The sequence below is a fragment of the Parahalioglobus pacificus genome (assembly GCF_014652275.1).
Taxonomy (GTDB): Bacteria; Pseudomonadota; Gammaproteobacteria; order Pseudomonadales; family Halieaceae; genus Parahalioglobus; species Parahalioglobus pacificus.
This window is the reverse complement of sequence record NZ_BMYM01000001.1, coordinates 1,824,375-1,841,462: the sequence shown is the minus strand read 5'-3', so window position 1 is coordinate 1,841,462 and position 17,088 is coordinate 1,824,375. Positions and strand designations below refer to the sequence as shown.

Annotated in this window: 17 protein-coding genes; 10 read left to right on the top strand and 7 right to left on the bottom strand. The window is 57.8% G+C overall.

From position 1 onward, the window contains the following. Window positions 1-10 precede the first annotated feature (10 nt). Together dapD and IE089_RS08310 are read right to left on the bottom strand one after the other, a co-directional pair. A complete protein-coding gene (gene dapD / locus IE089_RS08315; RefSeq protein WP_189477076.1) occupies window positions 11-1,030 on the bottom strand; it encodes a 2,3,4,5-tetrahydropyridine-2,6-dicarboxylate N-succinyltransferase in 1,020 nt (339 codons plus the stop codon). A gap of 28 nt (window positions 1,031-1,058) precedes the next feature. Then, entirely contained in the window at window positions 1,059-1,406 is a 348-nt protein-coding gene (locus IE089_RS08310; protein WP_189477074.1) for an ArsC family reductase, read from the bottom strand. A gap of 142 nt (window positions 1,407-1,548) precedes the next feature. Here IE089_RS08310 and IE089_RS08305 point away from each other — a divergent pair, with 142 nt between their 5' ends. Beyond that, the gene (locus IE089_RS08305; RefSeq protein ID WP_189477072.1) at window positions 1,549-1,974 is read left to right on the top strand and encodes an MAPEG family protein; all 426 of its coding nucleotides are present in this window, start codon (window positions 1,549-1,551) and stop codon (window positions 1,972-1,974) included. 78 nt (window positions 1,975-2,052) lie between these two features. After that, complete coding sequence (locus IE089_RS08300) at window positions 2,053-2,724, top strand: DsbA family oxidoreductase (protein ID WP_229802649.1); 672 nt, start codon at window positions 2,053-2,055, stop codon at window positions 2,722-2,724. 165 nt (window positions 2,725-2,889) lie between these two features. Here the strand turns inward: IE089_RS08300 and IE089_RS08295 are convergent, their stop codons facing one another. Beyond that, window positions 2,890-4,884 (bottom strand): sodium-translocating pyrophosphatase, encoded by a 1,995-nt coding sequence (locus IE089_RS08295; RefSeq protein WP_189477070.1) that lies wholly within the window; start codon window positions 4,882-4,884, stop codon window positions 2,890-2,892. 96 nt (window positions 4,885-4,980) lie between these two features. Between IE089_RS08295 and IE089_RS08290 the strand changes: the two genes are divergently transcribed. Together IE089_RS08290 and IE089_RS08285 are read left to right on the top strand one after the other, a co-directional pair. Further along, on the top strand, window positions 4,981-5,382 hold the full coding sequence (locus IE089_RS08290) for an NAD(P)H-dependent oxidoreductase (RefSeq protein WP_189477068.1): 402 nt from the start codon (window positions 4,981-4,983) through the stop codon (window positions 5,380-5,382). A 94-nt stretch (window positions 5,383-5,476) separates the two neighbouring features. After that, window positions 5,477-6,637, top strand: coding sequence for an NAD-binding protein (locus IE089_RS08285; RefSeq protein WP_229802648.1), 1,161 nt, complete (start codon window positions 5,477-5,479; stop codon window positions 6,635-6,637). 30 nt (window positions 6,638-6,667) lie between these two features. On the opposite strand, the gene nth is transcribed toward IE089_RS08285, so the two are convergent. The 4 genes from nth to map are packed head-to-tail and all read right to left on the bottom strand — an operon-like array spanning window position 6,668 to window position 11,989. Further along, window positions 6,668-7,321: an endonuclease III gene (gene nth, locus IE089_RS08280; RefSeq protein ID WP_189477066.1), complete on the bottom strand. Its 654-nt coding sequence runs from the start codon at window positions 7,319-7,321 to the stop codon at window positions 6,668-6,670. A gap of 2 nt (window positions 7,322-7,323) precedes the next feature. Continuing rightward, window positions 7,324-8,514 (bottom strand): succinyldiaminopimelate transaminase, encoded by a 1,191-nt coding sequence (gene dapC / locus IE089_RS08275; protein WP_189477064.1) that lies wholly within the window; start codon window positions 8,512-8,514, stop codon window positions 7,324-7,326. 19 nt (window positions 8,515-8,533) lie between these two features. Beyond that, window positions 8,534-11,209 (bottom strand): [protein-PII] uridylyltransferase, encoded by a 2,676-nt coding sequence (gene glnD / locus IE089_RS08270; RefSeq protein ID WP_189477062.1) that lies wholly within the window; start codon window positions 11,207-11,209, stop codon window positions 8,534-8,536. A 6-nt stretch (window positions 11,210-11,215) separates the two neighbouring features. Next, window positions 11,216-11,989 carry a type I methionyl aminopeptidase gene (gene map / locus IE089_RS08265; RefSeq protein ID WP_189477060.1) on the bottom strand — a complete coding sequence of 258 codons (774 nt, stop codon included), beginning with the start codon at window positions 11,987-11,989 and terminating at the stop codon, window positions 11,216-11,218. Between the two features lie 307 nt (window positions 11,990-12,296). On the opposite strand from map, the gene rpsB reads away from it, so the two are divergent. The 6 genes from rpsB to IE089_RS08235 all read left to right on the top strand — a co-directional run bounded on the left by rpsB (window position 12,297) and on the right by IE089_RS08235 (window position 17,088). After that, the gene (gene rpsB, locus IE089_RS08260; protein ID WP_189477059.1) at window positions 12,297-13,052 is read left to right on the top strand and encodes a 30S ribosomal protein S2; all 756 of its coding nucleotides are present in this window, start codon (window positions 12,297-12,299) and stop codon (window positions 13,050-13,052) included. Window positions 13,053-13,169: 117 nt separating this feature from the next. Beyond that, window positions 13,170-14,030 (top strand): translation elongation factor Ts, encoded by an 861-nt coding sequence (tsf, locus tag IE089_RS08255; protein ID WP_189477058.1) that lies wholly within the window; start codon window positions 13,170-13,172, stop codon window positions 14,028-14,030. A 130-nt stretch (window positions 14,031-14,160) separates the two neighbouring features. Continuing rightward, on the top strand, window positions 14,161-14,886 hold the full coding sequence (gene pyrH / locus IE089_RS08250; protein WP_189477057.1) for a UMP kinase: 726 nt from the start codon (window positions 14,161-14,163) through the stop codon (window positions 14,884-14,886). A 26-nt stretch (window positions 14,887-14,912) separates the two neighbouring features. Then, entirely contained in the window at window positions 14,913-15,470 is a 558-nt protein-coding gene (gene frr / locus IE089_RS08245; protein WP_189477056.1) for a ribosome recycling factor, read from the top strand. Between the two features lie 12 nt (window positions 15,471-15,482). Then, on the top strand, window positions 15,483-16,259 hold the full coding sequence (uppS, locus tag IE089_RS08240; protein WP_189477055.1) for a polyprenyl diphosphate synthase: 777 nt from the start codon (window positions 15,483-15,485) through the stop codon (window positions 16,257-16,259). Further along, window positions 16,252-17,088 carry a phosphatidate cytidylyltransferase gene (locus IE089_RS08235; protein WP_189477053.1) on the top strand — a complete coding sequence of 279 codons (837 nt, stop codon included), beginning with the start codon at window positions 16,252-16,254 and terminating at the stop codon, window positions 17,086-17,088. The genes uppS and IE089_RS08235 overlap by 8 nt, the downstream gene beginning before the upstream one ends.

The window sequence follows — 17,088 nt, the reverse complement described above, 5'->3', positions numbered from 1 at the left end:
GGGGCTCACCTCAGTTGTGTGCGTGCAGTTCTTCGTTCAGGGCGATGGCGCTTTGGTTGGTCAGGCACTCCACTGCACCACTTGTGGAGTTGCGCCGAAAGAGCAGGTCGTTCCGGTTCATCAGTTCCCGTGCCTTCACCGTGCCCGCAGCCTGCCCATCGTTATCCAGCAGTGTGACCTTGGTGCCGGCTGTGACATACAGGCCCGCTTCAACCGTGCAGCGGTCCCCAAGTGGTATGCCGATACCTGCGTTAGCGCCAATCAGGCACTCTTTACCCACCGACAGTACGATGTTGCCGCCGCCGGAAAGCGTCCCAAGGGTCGAGCAGCTGCCGCCCAAATCTGAGCCTGCACCGATACGAACCCCTGCAGAGATACGCCCTTCGATCATCCCCGGGCCGTCGGTGCCGGCATTGAAGTTAACAAAGCCCTCGTGCATCACCGTCGTGCCCTCGCCGAGGTAGGCGCCCAGGCGCACGCGCGCCGTATGGGCTATGCGCACTCCGGTGGGTACCACGTAATTCGTCATCTTGGGGAACTTGTCGACGCTGCTGACTTCCAGCGTTTCGCCACGCAGGCGCGCCGCCAGTTGTCGCTGGGGCAGTTCATCGATAGCGATGGCACCCTCGCTGGTCCATGCCACGTTGGGTAGCACGCCGAACAAGCCGGTCAGGTCTGTACCGTGGGGCGGTACCAGGCGGTGTGAAAGCAGATGCAGCTTCAGGTAGCCCTCGGGTACCGAATTAGGCGCAGTATCTGTTTCCAATAGCACCGCCACCAGAGGGCCCTGCGATTCCTGCAGTTGTCGGGCCAGTGCTGCCTGCTCTTGGGCACCTGCGCTCTCGAGGCGCTCGGCCAGTGCCGCCATGTCTTGCGCGGACAGTGTGGCAGCATTATCGATATCACCGAGCGCCCGCAGCAGTGCCGTGTCCGGCGCCATTATTGGCTGGGGGAAATACACTTCCAGCCACTCGCCCTGGCTATTATGGGTGCCCGTTCCAAGGGCAAAGGCGAACGCGCTATCAATCATCAGGGCTGTCTCCGATCAGTATTGAAGTTCAGTTGGCAAAAAGGGTTTCGTAGGCACCGGCAGAGAACCCCACCGAGAACTGTCCACCCCGGTCTAGCAGCGGGCGCTTGAATAACGTGGGTGTTTCAACGATGGCGCTGGTTGCGGCTTCGGCATTCATCGCCTCTCTCTGTGCATCATTCAACTGTTTCCAGCTGGTGCTGCGCTTGTTCATAACCGACTCCCAACCTAACTGCTCTATCCAGGCGCTGACGGTAGCCGCATCGAGACCGTCTGCGCGCACATCGTGGAAGATGTAGGACAGTCCCTGGTCGTCCAACCAACGGCGAGCTTTCTTCACGGTGTCGCAGTTTTTGATGCCGTAGAGGGTCAGCATGGAGTGGAAATTCCTTAACGAAAAAAGGCGCAAAAGGATAGCAAATACCCCAGGTCAATCACAGACACAGCCCTACCTGCTGTACTCGCGGCGCAATAGGCGCTAGCGTGTGCGCGTCGTGCCATAACAAGGAAAATATACGATGTCTTTTTCAGGTGGATTAGCCCTACCCATTGCCAGCATGATGCTGCTCACCCTGATCGTTTGGGTGGTGCTCTTCATCAAGCGTATTGGTTTTATGCAGACGCATCAGGTTGATGTTGCTGAGATGAAAGCTCCCGAGGACACGCGGCGCTTGATACCCGGAGCACCGTCAGCCCCCGCAGACAACCTGAATAACCTGTCTGAACTGCCTATCGTCTTCTATGCGGTCTGCTTTTACCTGACGGTGTTTACGCAAGTTGATCAACTCCACGTGATCTGTGCCTGGGTGTTCGTCGGTTTTCGCGCGGTGCACAGCCTGATTCATTGCACCTACAACACAGTCATGCACCGTTTCATGGCCTATTTGCTCTCTTCCATCGCGCTCTGGGTGATGGTCGTGCGTGCGTTTTTGGCCGCTGTGTAGTTCGCTGATTCGGGTTCGGGCAGGCCATGGCAGCTCCGAATCCGATAGTCTTCGTTCATTGAGAGGGGGATTCGTGTTTTGTCAGTAAAAGCGATGGAGCTGAAGGTCGATATTGTCTCGGACGTCGTCTGCCCCTGGTGCATTATCGGCTATAAACAGTTGATGCTGGCATTGGAGCAGCGGCGGGAGCATTTTTCAGTGACGCTTCGCTGGCACCCGTTCGAACTGAATCCCTGCATGCCGGAAACAGGGCAGGACTTTGCTGAGCACATGGCAATGAAATACGGCGCCACACCCGCCAGCAGTGCACAGGCCAGGAGTAGGCTGACGGCACTGGGTGAATCTTTTGGTTTTACCTTCAATGACGGTAGCGGCCAGCGGATGCGCAATACCTTTCGCGCCCATCAGTTGCTGCACTGGGCGGGGCTGCTGGGTCAGCAGACCGCGCTGAAGCTGGCTCTGTTCGAGGCGTTCTTCACACGCGGTGAGGATGTTAACGATGTGTCCGTGCTGGTGGCGGTCGCTGGCGCAGTCGGCTTGGATGTGTCAGAGGCTAAGGACATATTGGACGATCAACGCTTTGCCACGGCAGTGCGCAGTGAGCAGCAGGCGTGGATGGATAGGGATGTCTTTGCGGTGCCCGCCTTTTTCTTCAATGACGGATACCCGGTACCCGGCGCGCAAACGCCTGACACCTTTCTTCGGGTGCTCGATAAGCTCTACGATAAAACGATGAGTGCTGCCTCCTGAGCAGGAGCAGACCTGCGCATGCTCGCAGCAAGAAACATTCTGTATTCAGCACGATTTTGGCAGCACCGGTTTAGCAGCTCGGGCGCGGCAGCCCGGTATTAGGCGTTAGGCGAGTAGTAAAGTGAGTGAATAGCCCCGGCATACAGCGCGGGGCTGAACGACTGTTTAAAGCAGTGGCGCAATCACCAGGCTTACAATGGCCATGACGTTGATGAGAATGTTCATGGATGGCCCGGACGTGTCTTTGAACGGATCGCCGACGGTGTCGCCCACTACTGCTGCAGCATGTGTATCTGAGCCCTTGCCACCGAGATTTCCCTTCTCGACGAACTTCTTTGCGTTATCCCAGGCCCCTCCGGCGTTGGCCATCATTAAGGCCATGAGCACGCAGCCAAGTAGTGCGCCACCCAGCATGCCACCCAGTGAAGATGCGCCAAGGCCAAAGCCGACGAGTACGGGAGTTGCCACTGCGATTGCGCCCGGAAGAATCATTCGCCGCAGCGCCGCCGTGGTTGCAATGTCGACACAGCGAGCAGTGTCGGGCTCCGCATTGCCCTCAAGCAAGCCGGGAATCTCGCGGAACTGCCGTCGTATCTCATTGATCATGTCGAAGGCAGCATCGCCAACGGCTGTCATGGTGATTGAGGCAATCAGGAAGGGCACTGTACCGCCGATAAACATGCCCACCAGTACTTTTGGATCAGACATTTCCAAACTGAAGCCCGCGTTGTTGGCTTCAACGGTCTCCACGAAGGCCGCAATAATCGCCAGCGCTGCAAGCGCCGCTGCACCGATGGCGAACCCTTTGCCAATGGCTGCGGTGGTATTGCCCACTTCATCCAGTCCATCGGTGATCTTGCGTGTTTCTTCACCCATACCCGCCATTTCGGCAATCCCACCCGCGTTGTCTGCCACGGGGCCATAGGCATCGATGGCCATGGTGATGCCCACGGTCGCAAGCATGCCAACGGCTGCAATGCCGACGCCGTAGAGCCCGGATAACTGGGTCGAGATAAAGATAATGGCGGCGAGGAATAGCACCGGCAATACGACCGACTGCATACCCACCGCCAGCCCGGTGATCATCACTGTGGCCGGCCCGGTTTCGCCGGAGCGCGCTATCTTCTCAACCGGGCTGGAACCGGTGTAATACTCGGTAATTAGTCCGATCAGAACGCCGCCGACAGCACCGGCTACGACTGACCACCAGACATTGGCGTCCAGCCCCAGCGCCTGTATAAGGAACCAGGCCATCGCCGCGAACACCACGGGTGCCGCGAGGGTACCTGTGCGCAGCGCCGTCTCGGGTGCTGCGGATGAGCGCGCCCTTACGATCAGGATGCCCACCACCGAGGACAGCAGGCCTACGCTTGCCAGTGATAGCGGCAGAAACATCAGGGCTGACTGCTGCTCGGCGCTGATCGCCATCGTGGAGGCAATCGCTATGCAGGCGATCATCGAACCGCAGTAGGACTCGAAGATATCTGAACCCATGCCCGCTATATCGCCGACGTTATCCCCAACGTTGTCCGCAATCACGCCGGGGTTTCGGGGGTCATCCTCGGGTATGCCGGCTTCGACTTTACCCACCAGGTCCGCGCCCACGTCGGCGCTCTTGGTGAAGATGCCACCGCCAACGCGCGAAAACAGCGCCACGACAGAGGCACCCATGCCGAAGCCATGAATCGCGTGCGCTGTGTGGGGTTCACCGCCGAAGTACCAGTACAGGCTGCCAAGTCCGATAAGGCCCAGCGAGGCCACGCATAGTCCCATAATGGAGCCACCGTAAAAGGAGATGGATAGTGCAGCGGGCGCGCCGTGTTCGTGCGCCGCGACAGCGGTACGGACGTTGGCTTTGGTAGCTGCAAACATGCCCAGGTAGCCGGCCGTGGCCGACGATAGGGCGCCTACGGTGAAGGCGATCGCTGTATTGACGCCCAGCGGCGACAGCACGATGCCGATGAGTAATACGGCTGCGAACATCGCCAACATTTTGTATTCGCGATGCATGAACACCATCGCACCGAGATGAATCTGATCGCCGATTTTTTTGACAACGCCGTCGCCTTGGTCGTAGCCGGTCATGACCTTGTACACGACCAAAGCCACAACCAAGCCTAGAATGCCCAGCAGCGGCGGGGCAACAAAGAATTCTGACATGATGTATCCCTTATTTTATTATTAACGCGGGTCTATTGAGACTAGCACCTGGTTTCAAGCTGACAAGTTTGTCTCTATTGCCCGGGAATACGCCCTATGTTGATAAAACGCCGGGTCCTGGTGTTGTTTGCGCATCCCTCACTGGAGCGCTCAGAGGTCAATGTGGAGCTTTTGCGCCGGTCGCGGGAAACCGAAGCCGTGACTGTCGTTGATCTGTATGAGCAGTACCCCGACTTTCGCATCGATGTTGAAGCCGAGCAGCAGCGTCTGCTGGAGCACGATGTCATCGTGTTCATGTTTCCGCTGTACTGGTACTCCACGCCCGCCATTCTCAAGGAATGGCAAGACCTGGTCCTGGAATATGGTTTTGCCTATGGCAAAGACGGCAATGCCCTGCACGGCAAGTGGTTTGCCTGGTCGCTGGGCTGTCCGGCTGGATGTATGGCGCCGTTGTTATCACGGCTATCGTGGCAGTGGTCGTCATCGGCCATTGCCTGAGTCGGCCCCTGTTTCGCTTTGTTGCCTCCACCGGCTTGCGTGAAGCGTTTACCGCGACCGCATTGGCGCTGGTCATCGGCATTGCGGTTTTTTGATGAGCCTGGTGGGACTCTCACCGGCACTGGGTACCTTCCTGGCTGGCGTCGTTCTGGCTAACAGTGAATTTCGGCATGAATTGGAGACCAACATCGAGCCCTTCAAGGGGCTGTTGCTTGGCTTGTTCTTCATCACGGTGGGAGCAGGCATACAGTTCCCGGTTCTGACGGAGAACCTGGGATTGGTATTGGGTCTTACCCTGGGTGTGATGGTCGCCAAAGGCGCGGTGCTGTTTGGGTTGGCGCTGCTGTTTAAGTTGCGCGGTGCTAACGGATGGTTGTTTACGCTGAGTCTGGCGCAGGCCGGTGAGTTTGGCTTCGTGCTGTTGAGCTACAGCACTCAGAATCATGTACTGCCTGCTGACATCGTGCCCATACTGTCGCTGGTGGTGGCCATATCCATGTTCTTAACGCCACTGCTGTTCATTTTGTACGACGTACTGGTACTTCCTCGTTATCAAGACAACAGTGAGCAGCCCGACCCAGACGATATCGATGAGCACGGCACGGTGATCATCGCCGGTATCGGCCGCTTCGGGCAGATCATCAACCGCTTGTTGCGGGCAAATGGCATTCACACGGTTGTTCTTGATCGCGAGCCCGGGCAGGTGGAGAACATGCGACAGATCAAAATCCAGAGCTTCTATGGCGATGCGTCTCGCCCGGACCTGCTTCATACGGCGGGCGTGGACGAGGCCAGCTTGTTCGTTGTGGCCATCGACGAACGTGAACAGGCAGTGGCCCTGGTTGAGCACCTGAAACACAGTCATGGACACCTTCGCGTATTGGCCCGTGCCTTTGATCGGCAGCACCACTACCAACTGCGGGAGGCCGGGGCAGACTTTGTTATTAACGAGACCTACTACTCTGCCCTGGCAATGGGGCGAGAGGCGCTCAGAAGTGTGGGTGTACACCCCTTTAAGGCGCAAAAACTGGGTAACGCCTTCGATGATCTTGAGCAGCGTCATCGTGAGGCGCTTTACCAGACCTGGGTGGAAAAGCCGGATGGTGAGCGTTACGGCACCAGCTACCAGTCTCTGTTTATTGAGTTGGAAGAAGCGCTGAGTACAGCCATGGACGATGATCGTGACGATCACCATGAACGCAGTGAGCGCGAGTGGGCACCGCCGCCAAAAAACTACTTGTCTGACTTCGACTGACCCGAGTAGCCAGTTATGCCCGATGATGTATCAGGGCTTGTGAAGTTTTTTGGGGTGTTTGCGACCGGGATAGCAGGTGGTGCAAATCTCGCAGACTCGGCCATCGCACCCGCGAGCGCTGCAAAATTCGCGGCCATAAAAAATGATCTGCAGATGCAGTTTGTTCCAGCGCTCCTCCGGAAATAAGCGCTTTAAGTCACGTTCGGTCTGTACCACATTCTTGCCGCTGGTTAGCCCCCAGCGCTGTGCCAGTCGATGGATGTGGGTATCCACGGGAAATGCGGGCACGCCAAAGGCCTGCGACATCACGACACTGGCCGTCTTGTGGCCCACGCCCGGCAGGGTTTCCAGCGTCGCCATATCCTGAGGCACATCGCCATCATGTTCTGCGAGCAGAATCTCGCTTAAGCGATGTATGGCCTTGGATTTTTGCGGAGACAATCCGCAGGGTCGGATAATGGCGCGTATCTCTTCAACGCTGTGGGTCACCATGTCGGCAGGGTTGTCCGCCATTGCGAACAGGGCCGGCGTTACCTGGTTAACGCGCTCATCGGTGCATTGAGCACTGAGCAGAACCGCGATCAGCAGCGTGTAGGGATCACTGTGATCCAGCGGTACAGGCGTCTCGGGATACAGTTCTTCCAGACGCTTTTGGATGAAGGCGACCCGTTCGGCTTTCAGCATTCTCAGAGCGTCCTAGTGAATTCAGCGATACGGCGCGCTGCCTCAACGCAATCGGCGTGCTCAGCCACCAGGGCTAGACGAACATGCCCCTGCGCTGGATTCCCCGCGCCCTCATCGCGCCCGAGAAATTGGCCGGGCAGCACGGTAACGCCCTGCGCGAGGTAAAGGCGACGAGCAAACTCGGCATCATCAATGGGTGTCCGGGGCCACAGATAGAAGCCGGCCTCTGGTGCGCTGACAGCTAGTGTGTCATCCAGCGCAGTGAGAACCGCTGTGAATTTTTCGCGATAGCGGCGGCGATTCTCAATCACGTGGGTTTCATCAGACCATGCGGCGATGCTGGCCGCCTGATGGTGCGGTGGCATCGCGCAGCCATGGTAAGTGCGGTACTTCAGAAAATCCGCCAGCAGTTGTGCGTCGCCGGCGACAAAGCCTGAGCGCAGCCCCGGTAAATTGGAGCGCTTGGACAGGCTGTGAAAGGCCAAGCAGCGGTCGTAGTCGTTTATACCCATAGCCGCTGCAGCCTGCAGCAGCCCAGGTGGTGGCAGTGTTTCGTCCGGGTAGATTTCCGAGTAGCACTCGTCACTCACAATAATGAAATCGAAGTCTCGCGCTTTGCGAATAAGATCCTGCAATGTCTCTAGAGACATGACCGCGCCCGCCGGATTACCTGGTGTGCAGATGTACAGCATCTGGCAGGCGCGCCAGCTGTCATCGTCGATCGCCGCAAAGTCGGGCTGATAATCATTGGCGGCTGTGCAGGGTAAGTAGGAAGGCTTTGCACCGGCCAACAGGGCGGCCCCCTCGTAAATCTGGTAGCAGGGGTTGGGCATCATCACGAGTTGGCCGCTGTCACGGGCAACCAGCGCCTGGGCGACGGCAAACAGCGCTTCGCGGGTTCCGTTTACGGGTAGCACGTGTGCGTTCGGATCGATGGCACTCAAGTTGAATCGCTGGCATAGCCAGTCAGCAATAGTCTGCCGGAGCGCGAGATCGCCCTTGGTGGCGGGATAGCGTGACAAGCCGGACAGTGCATCCGCTAAGGCATTCTTCACGCAATCCGGAGCCGGATGCTGTGGCTCACCCACCGACAGTGCAATAGGGCTGAGGGAGGATGGCGCCTGTGCGCCATCTAACAGGGTGCGCAGGCGCTCAAACGGGTAGGGGTAGAGTTCGTTCAGATCGGGATTCACGGTGGTTACTGCGCTGAACTCAGGCAGCCTGCTCCTCGGTGAGTTCGTTGCGGATGGCGCTCTGTATGTCCTCGCACAGGCTTTCATTGGCCAGCGGCTGGTTGTCGCTGTCCGTGATGAAAAATACGTCTTCTACCCGTTCACCCAGGGTTTGAATTTTCGCCGCCTGTAACTCCACGCCAAAATCCACAAAAATCTGGCTGATGCGTGCCAGCAGGCCCGGGCGATCAGGCGCCGCTACTTCCAACACGGTTACATTTTTGTGTTCGTCCAGGTGCATACGCGTCTCAACCGGCATGGTGAACGAGCGTACCTTACGTGGCGTTCTGCGCTGTGGTGGTGGCGCATCCAGTTTGTCTGCATTCAGGTCTTCGGTGAGCTGGTCCTGGATAAATCGCAGCCTAACACTGTCCTCGGCAATGGACTGTCCGTCAGAGTCCAGCACGAAGAATGTGTCCAGGGTCATCCCGTCGTTCGCGCTGTAAATGCGGGCGTCGTGGATAGACAAGTCCATCTGTTCCAGAGACGCGCAGGCCCGCGAGAATCGCTGTGCCTTGTCTTTGGCGTGCACAAAAATCTGGGTGGTGTTCGCCACGCTGGAATCGGTTGTGTTTCGCACCAGCACCAGCGATTTTTCGGTATCAAAATGATCGGCGATTGCCTCGGTGTGCCAGGCAATATCTTCTGCACGCTCGCGCAGGAAGTAGTCGTCACCGCGCTCGGCCCACAGCTCGTCCAGTTCATCCGAGGTGAAACCGCGATACTCCAGAAGGCGCTCGGCGGCTTCGCGCGTTTGCGCGATCACTTCCTCACGCTCCACCGGGTTTTCCAGTCCCCGTCTCAGGGCGCGTCGGGTCTCGGTGTATAGCTGCCTCAGCAGGCTGCCGCGCCAGGCGTTCCACAGAGTAGGATTGGTACCGTTGATATCGGCCACTGTGAGGGTGAACAAATAGTCCAGGTGATCCTGATCACCCACGTGATTGGCAAACTGGAGTATGACGTCGGGATCGGATATGTCCTTGCGCTGTGCCACGTTGGACATGACCAGGTGGTTCTCGACCAGCCAGGCAATCAGGTCAGTGTCTTCTTCATTAAGTCCATGACGCGCACAGAAAAGGCGTGCATCGACGGCGCCCAGTTCCGAGTGGTCGCCGCCGCGGCCCTTGCCGATATCGTGATATAGGCCGGCAATGTACAGAAGCTCCATTTTCGGCAGCCTGCGCGCCACCCGGCTGGTGACAGGGAAGCGCTCGTCATAGGCGGGCTTTAAAAAATTGCGCATGTTCTGCACCACCTGCAGCGTATGCGCATCGACGGTGTAGGTGTGGAAAAGGTCGAACTGCATTTGCCCGACGATGGCGCCAAACTCGGGCAGGTATAAATCCAGAATGCCGTAGCGCGTCATGCGCCGCAGCTGGCGCGTCATCCGGAAGGGCGCCCGGAGAATCTCCAGAAACAGTTGGTGGTTCCTCGGGTCGTCCCGAAAGGCATCATCCACGAGGTGCCTGTGATTACGAATCAGGCGAATGGTATGCGCACCCACGCCGATAATGTTCTCGTGAGTGCCCAGCAGTAGAAAGGTTTCGAGCAGGGCCGAGGGTTCGCGCTCAAAGACCTGATCGTCGCTCACTTCCAGATAGTTGTTGCGGATCAGGAAGCGATCATTGATTTGGGACTCGGTCTCGCGACCCTGCTGCCGGAGTATGGACTGACTGAAATACTGAATGATCACTTCGTTGAGCCGGCCCAGAGACAGCGCCCAGCGGTAGTAGGTGTGCATGAATTGCTCTACCGCCAGTCGTTCGCCGTCCACAAAACCCCACAGGTTCGCCAGCTCACGTTGGTGATCGAACAAGAGGCGGTCTTCCTCCCGGCCGGTGATCATGTGCAGTGCGTAGCGAACCCGCCACATGAACTCGCGCCCGCGGTAGAGAATCTCCCGCTCTTCCGCGTCGAGAAAACGCTCATCTTCCAACGTGTCCAGGCTGTCCACGCCAAAATGGCGCTCGGCAATCCAGCCTATGATCTGAAGGTCGCGCAGGCCGCCGGGTGAGCTTTTAACATTGGGCTCAAGGCTGTACTCGGTATCTGCGTACTTCTCATGTCGCGCCTCTTGCTCTGCCAGCTTGGCACTGAAGAAGTCGGCACTGGGCCACATGGCATCGGGCGCAATGCGGCGGCTAACGGCATCCATGAGTTGATTCGGCCCGCGGATAACGCGGGCCTCCATCAGATTGGTGAGGATGGTGATGTCTTCGCGGGCCGCTGCTTCGCACTCATCAACGGTGCGAACGCTGTGCCCCACGTCCAATCCGATATCCCAAAGCAGCGTGAGGAAACCACTGAGTGCTTCCTCGCAGCCCTGGCAGTCTGCGCCCATGAGTAGCAGGATGTCGATGTCAGAGTGGGGGTGAAGCTCGCCGCGCCCGTAGCCACCCACGGCAACCAAACTCACGGCTTGTCCTTGCCAATCGTTTTGATCCCAAAGGCTCCCTAGTAGACCGTCGATAAAGGCGGCCCGTAGGGCAATAAGCTGGTTTATATCTTGACCTTCGCGGAACTGCGCGTGTAGTGCCTCGGTGACGTCGGCGATAGCGGCCTTGCAGGCGCTGATGGCATGGCCACCGGCCAGTTCTGCGCTAAAGGCCTCGGGGTCGAACAGGGATTTGGGGAGCAGGGGAGTGGCGATTTGCATGGAGCTTTAGAAAGATTCCTCGCTGCGTCGAGTGAAAATCTCACAGCCGTCTTCCGTGACCCCAATGGTGTGCTCCCACTGGGCCGACAGGCGACCGTCGCGGGTGGTGACTGTCCAGCCGTCTTTCTGGTTGAGCTTGGTTTGTCGACGGCCTGCGTTGATCATGGGCTCGATGGTAAATGTCATACCCGGCTCCAGTACCATACCGGTTCCTTTACGGCCGTAGTGCAAGACTTGCGGCTCCTCGTGGAAAATCTTACCGATCCCGTGGCCACAGTACTCGCGCACCACTGAGTAATAGTTCTTTTCCGCATGCTGCTGGATGACTGCGCCGATGTCGCCCAGGGTGGTGCCCGGTTTTACGATGTCCAAAGCCTTGTAGAGACATTCTTGGGTGACCTTGATCAGACGTTGGGCGTGGGGGGCCACATCGCCCACCTCTACCATGATGCTGGTATCGCCGTGGTAGCCATCTTTGATGACGGTGACATCGATGTTGACGATGTCGCCATTACGCAGCTTCTTGGTGTCGGAGGGGATGCCGTGGCATACCACCTCATTTACAGAAGTGCAGATGGATCGTGGGAACCCGTGGTAGTTAAGCGGTGCAGGAATCGCATCCTGCACCTCTGTAATGTAGCGGTGACAGATGTTATCCAGCTCGCCGGTGGTAATACCCGGTTCGACTTTTGGACGAATCATTTCCAGCACCTCGGAGGCGAGGCGCCCCGCGACCCGCATTTTCTCGATCTCTTCGGCGCTTTTGATCGTAACCGACATCTATAACCTTCTGATAAATATAGAAAAATTGGTTGCAGCGCGGAATTTCGCGCGCTGGCCCGCTGATCGGCGGCCGCCTAGTCTAACCCAAGCCAGACTAAATTGGTGGCAGGCAGCCGAAAATTGCCTTTAATGGCCTTTGCCTTTGTGGTATAAAGCGCGCCTCTCGCGCAGGGGTGGTCTGTTTTGGACTCGCCTGAAGTCGAGAAAAACGACGCACACATGTCGCAACTTCGTTCAGGGTGCCGGTAAATCCGGTTTGATTCGGGGGGCATGTGGAAGACTAACCCGACTACGGTAAATCAATATGACGCAAGTAAGCATGCGTGACCTGCTGCAGGCAGGCGCACACTTCGGGCACCAGACCCGTTACTGGAATCCTAAAATGGACCAGTACATCTTCGGTGCACGCAACAAGATTCACATCATCAACCTGGAGCACACTGTTCCGGCGTTCAATGATGCACTTTCCTTCATCGGCAAACTGGCAGGCAGCAAGAACAAGATCCTGTTCGTGGGCACTAAGCGCGCCGCGGGTAAAGTGATTAAAGAGCAGGCAGAACGTGCCGGTATGCCTTATGTCAGCCATCGCTGGCTGGGTGGCATGCTCACCAACTACAAAACCATCCGCGCTTCTATTAAGCGCCTGCGTGACCTCGAAACGCAGCAGACCGATGGCACCTTCGACAAGCTGACCAAGAAAGAGGCGCTGATGCGTGCTCGTCAGATGGAAAAGCTTGAGCGCAGCATCGGTGGTATCAAGGACATGGGCGGCCTGCCCGACGCGCTTTTCGTGGTTGACGTTGATCACGAGCGCATTGCCATCACCGAAGCAAACAAGCTGGGTATCCCCGTCATCGGTATTGTCGATACCAACAGCAACCCCGACGGTGTTGACTACATCATCCCCGGCAACGATGACGCCATCCGCGCTATCAAGCTGTATGTCACCGCGGTAGCGGACGCCTGTGTGGCGGGTCGCAGCGAGGCGGGTGAAGTGGTTGCAGCGCGTGACGAGTTCGTTGAGGAAAGCGAGCAGTCTGAAGAGGCGGCCGCAGAGTAATTGCCCACGCCCTCGTTTCCGGGGGCGAACACATTCAAGCGGCGGTGTGATCTCACCGCCGTTTTTTTAAGCCATTAATCATGCCCTGTGAGGGTGTGTTGAGCAGGAGGAGTATCCATGTCTGCAGCACTGGTTAAAGAATTGCGTGAGCGCACCGGCCTTGGTCTGCTGGAGTGCAAAAAAGCCCTGGCGGCAGCCGAGGGTGATGTTGATAAGGCCATTGAAGAGCTGCGCAAGTCCAGCGGCATGAAGGCAGCCAAGAAAGCGGGTCGTACCGCGGCTGACGGCGTTGTCGCGACCCGCGTTGCCGAAGATGGCAGCTACGGCATTCTGGTTGAAGTGAACAGCGAGACTGATTTCGTCGCTCGCGATGAAAACTTCCTTGGCTTCGTTGATAAGGTGGTCAGCGCGGCATTTGAAGGCCGTCAAACGGACGTTGCTGCCCTGATGGCAGGCGACCTTGAGTCAGCACGCGAAGCGCTGGTTCAGAAGATCGGTGAGAACATCAGTGTGCGTCGTATCCAGCTGATAACGGCCGAGGAAGGCGTGGTTGGCTCCTACGTTCACGGCAATAACCGCATTGCGGTGATCGTTGAACTCAAGGGCGGTGAGCAAGAGCTGGCGCGCGACGTAGCAATGCACGTCGCCGCGGTTAACCCCCAGGTTGTGTCACCCGAAGACATGCCCGAAGCCGTTGTGGCCAAGGAAAAAGAGATCTTCACCGCCCAGGCGCAGGAATCCGGCAAGCCGGCAGAAATCATCGAAAAGATGATCGGCGGCCGCATCAAGAAGTTCCTGTCTGAAAACAGCCTGGTCGAGCAAGCCTTCGTCAAAGATCCCGACATGACTGTTGGCAAGCTGGTTGCTAATGCTGGTGCTGACGTTAAGTCATTCGCCCGTTTTGAAGTGGGTGAGGGCATCGAGGTAGAGAAAGTCGACTTCGCCGATGAGGTAGCCGCCCAGCTGAAGGGCGACTGATCACAGCGTTTCGCATAACGGGGCTTCGGCCCCGTTTTTTTTGCCCGCGGCGCGGTGCCTGCGTGTTTGCGGCGCTAGGGCAGTCGCACTTTGTCCTGTAAACTATCGTCTTCTGCAATGAGCGAGCGTCATGGCACAATCAAACCCGGATAAAAAATACAAACGCATACTCCTCAAGCTTAGCGGCGAAGCCCTGACCGGTAACGAGAACTTTGGTATCGATCCGAAGATCCTGGATCAAATGGCCCTTGAAATCGGCCAGTTGGTGGGTATTGGTGTTCAGGTTGGTCTAGTCGTAGGTGGCGGCAACCTGTTCCGCGGGGCAGCACTGCAGGCCGCGGGTCTGGATCGCGTCACCGGTGACCATATGGGTATGCTGGCTACGGTGATGAATGCGCTGGCCCTGCGCGATGCACTGGAGCGTTCCAATATTGCCACTCAGGTGATGTCGGCCATCCCAATGAGTGGTGTTGTTGACCACTACGACCGTCGCAAGGCCATTCGTGCACTGAGTAATGGTGATGTGGTGATCTTCAGCGCAGGCACGGGTAACCCGTTCTTCACCACCGATTCTTCTGCCTGCCTGCGAGGTATTGAGGTTGAGGCCGATCTAGTGCTCAAGGCCACCAAGGTGGACGGAGTGTACTCGGCGGACCCGATGAAGGTGAAAGATGCCGTACGCTATGACCGACTGACCTATGACGAGGTGCTGGACAAGAAACTGGAAGTGATGGACCTGACGGCGATCTGCCTGTGCCGCGATCACAACATGCCGGTTCGTGTGTTTGAGATGGAAAAACAAGGCGCCCTGCTTAGCATTGTGCGGGGCGGAGATGTCGGAACGCTCATCGAGTAAACCGTCACAGAGGGAGAGAAAAAGACGTGATTGACGATATTAAGGCCGAGGCCACGGAGCGCATGGAGAAGAGTCTGGATGCGCTCACCCACAACTTCAACAAGATCCGTACCGGGCGCGCTCATCCGAGTCTGCTGGACGGCATTCGGCTGGAGTACTACGGCGCCGACACCCCGTTGAATCAGGTGGCCAATATCAACGTGGAAGACGCCCGCACGCTGAGCCTCACAGCCTGGGACAAATCCATGATCCCCGATATCGAAAGGGCCATTATGAGGTCGGACCTGGGCCTGAACCCGGCCACAGCCGGCGAGGTTATTCGCATCCCTATGCCGATGCTGACAGAGGAAACCCGCAAGGGATACATTCGTCAGGCCCGATCCGAGGCAGAGTCGGCGCGAGTATCCGTGCGAAATGCCCGTCGCGATGCCAACCAGATGTTGAAGGACCTGGTTAAAGAGAAGGAAATCTCTGAAGACGATGAACGTCGTGGACAGGATGTCGTACAAAAGCTCACGGACGGCTTCGTGGCTCGAGTAGAAAAGATGCTCGAGGAAAAAGAAGCCGATCTCATGGAAATCTGATCTCCAGCGCCCATGCCGGATCACAGTTCACCCAGCGGTGCCAGTACCCAAGAACGCTGGGTTCCGCGTCACGTCGCTATCATCATGGATGGCAATAACCGCTGGGCCAAGCGTGAAAACGTACCAGGTCCGGCGGGTCACCGTGCCGGCGTAGAAGCGGTGCGCGGCGTTTTGCGCGCCTGTAAGCAGCACGGTGTTGAAGTGCTTACACTGTTTGCCTTCAGTAGCGAAAACTGGGGGCGGCCGACTCCTGAGGTTAGGGCGCTGCTGGCTTTGTTGTCACGCTACCTGCGCAATGAAGTGCGGGAACTGCATAACGACGGCATTCGTTTGCGTTTCATCGGTGAGCGCCATCGCTTCAGCACCCGGCTGCAGCGACTGATGGAGCGCTCTGAAACGCTGACTGCACAAAACACAGAAGCTACGGTTGTTATTGCTGTCGATTACGGCGGGCAGTGGGATATAGCCCGCGCTGCAGCCACCCTGGCAGAGCGGGTGAAAGCGGGCACCTTGGCTCCCGAACACATTAACCCCGAGCGCCTTGAGGCGGAATTATCGACAGCCGACCTGCCGGCGCCGGATTTGTGTATCCGAACGGGTGGTGATGCCCGTATCAGCAATTTTATGCTGTGGCAGTTCGCTTACAGTGAGCTCTACTTTACGCCGACGTTGTGGCCGGATTTCGGCGAGTTGGAGTTCGCGCGAGCCCTGGCCGACTATCAACAGCGTGAACGACGCTTTGGATTGCGCCCGGATGCCGGAATGATTGCCGGGGGTGGTGATGCTTAAGCAACGCGTGATTACGGGTGTTGCCATGGCAGGGTCCTTCCTGTTGGCGGTGATGTTCCTGCCCTTACCGGCTCTTGCGCTGCTGTTTGCCCTGATTGTGGCGGCCGGGGGTTGGGAGTGGGCGCATCTTGCGGGCATTGCCAACAAGGGTGCGCGTGCAGTGTATGCACTTCTCTTACTGGCCATGATGGCTGGGCTTTACGTCTACATTGATCCTGCAACCTGGCCGTCTGCCGAACGCGTACAGCCGTTTCTTGGCGTGGCCTGCCTGTGGTGGTCCTTTGCCCTGCTGTGGGTGAAAGGGTATCCGCGCAGCGCGGTGTTCTGGCGCAGTGTGGTTGGTCGCTCCACAATGGGTATTGTCGTCTTGGTGCTGGCCTGGCTGGCCGCTGTTTTCCTGCTGGCACACCCCCGAGGTGGGCTCCTGATGGTGGTTATGGTGCTGTTGGTGGTTGCCGCCGATGTCGGGGCCTACTTCAGTGGTAAGAGCCTCGGTAAGCATCATATGGCGCCAGCGGTCAGCCCTGCAAAAACCTGGGAAGGTTTCTGGGGGGGGATGTTGTTGGCTGTGGCAGTAGCATCCGTCGTTTGGTGGCTGCTGCCTGCCCGTTACGACCATCTGGACTACGTGGCGGTGCTGGCCATTGCCGTGGCCACGGCGCTGGGGTCGGTGGTTGGTGACCTCACAGTGAGCATGGTCAAACGCGAAAGCGGCCTGAAGGACAGCGGATCACTGCTGCCTGGGCACGGCGGACTGTTGGACAGGCTGGACAGCCTGTGCGGCGCCGCTCCCGTATTCGCCCTGGGTCTGCTGCTCGCGGGCTATTGA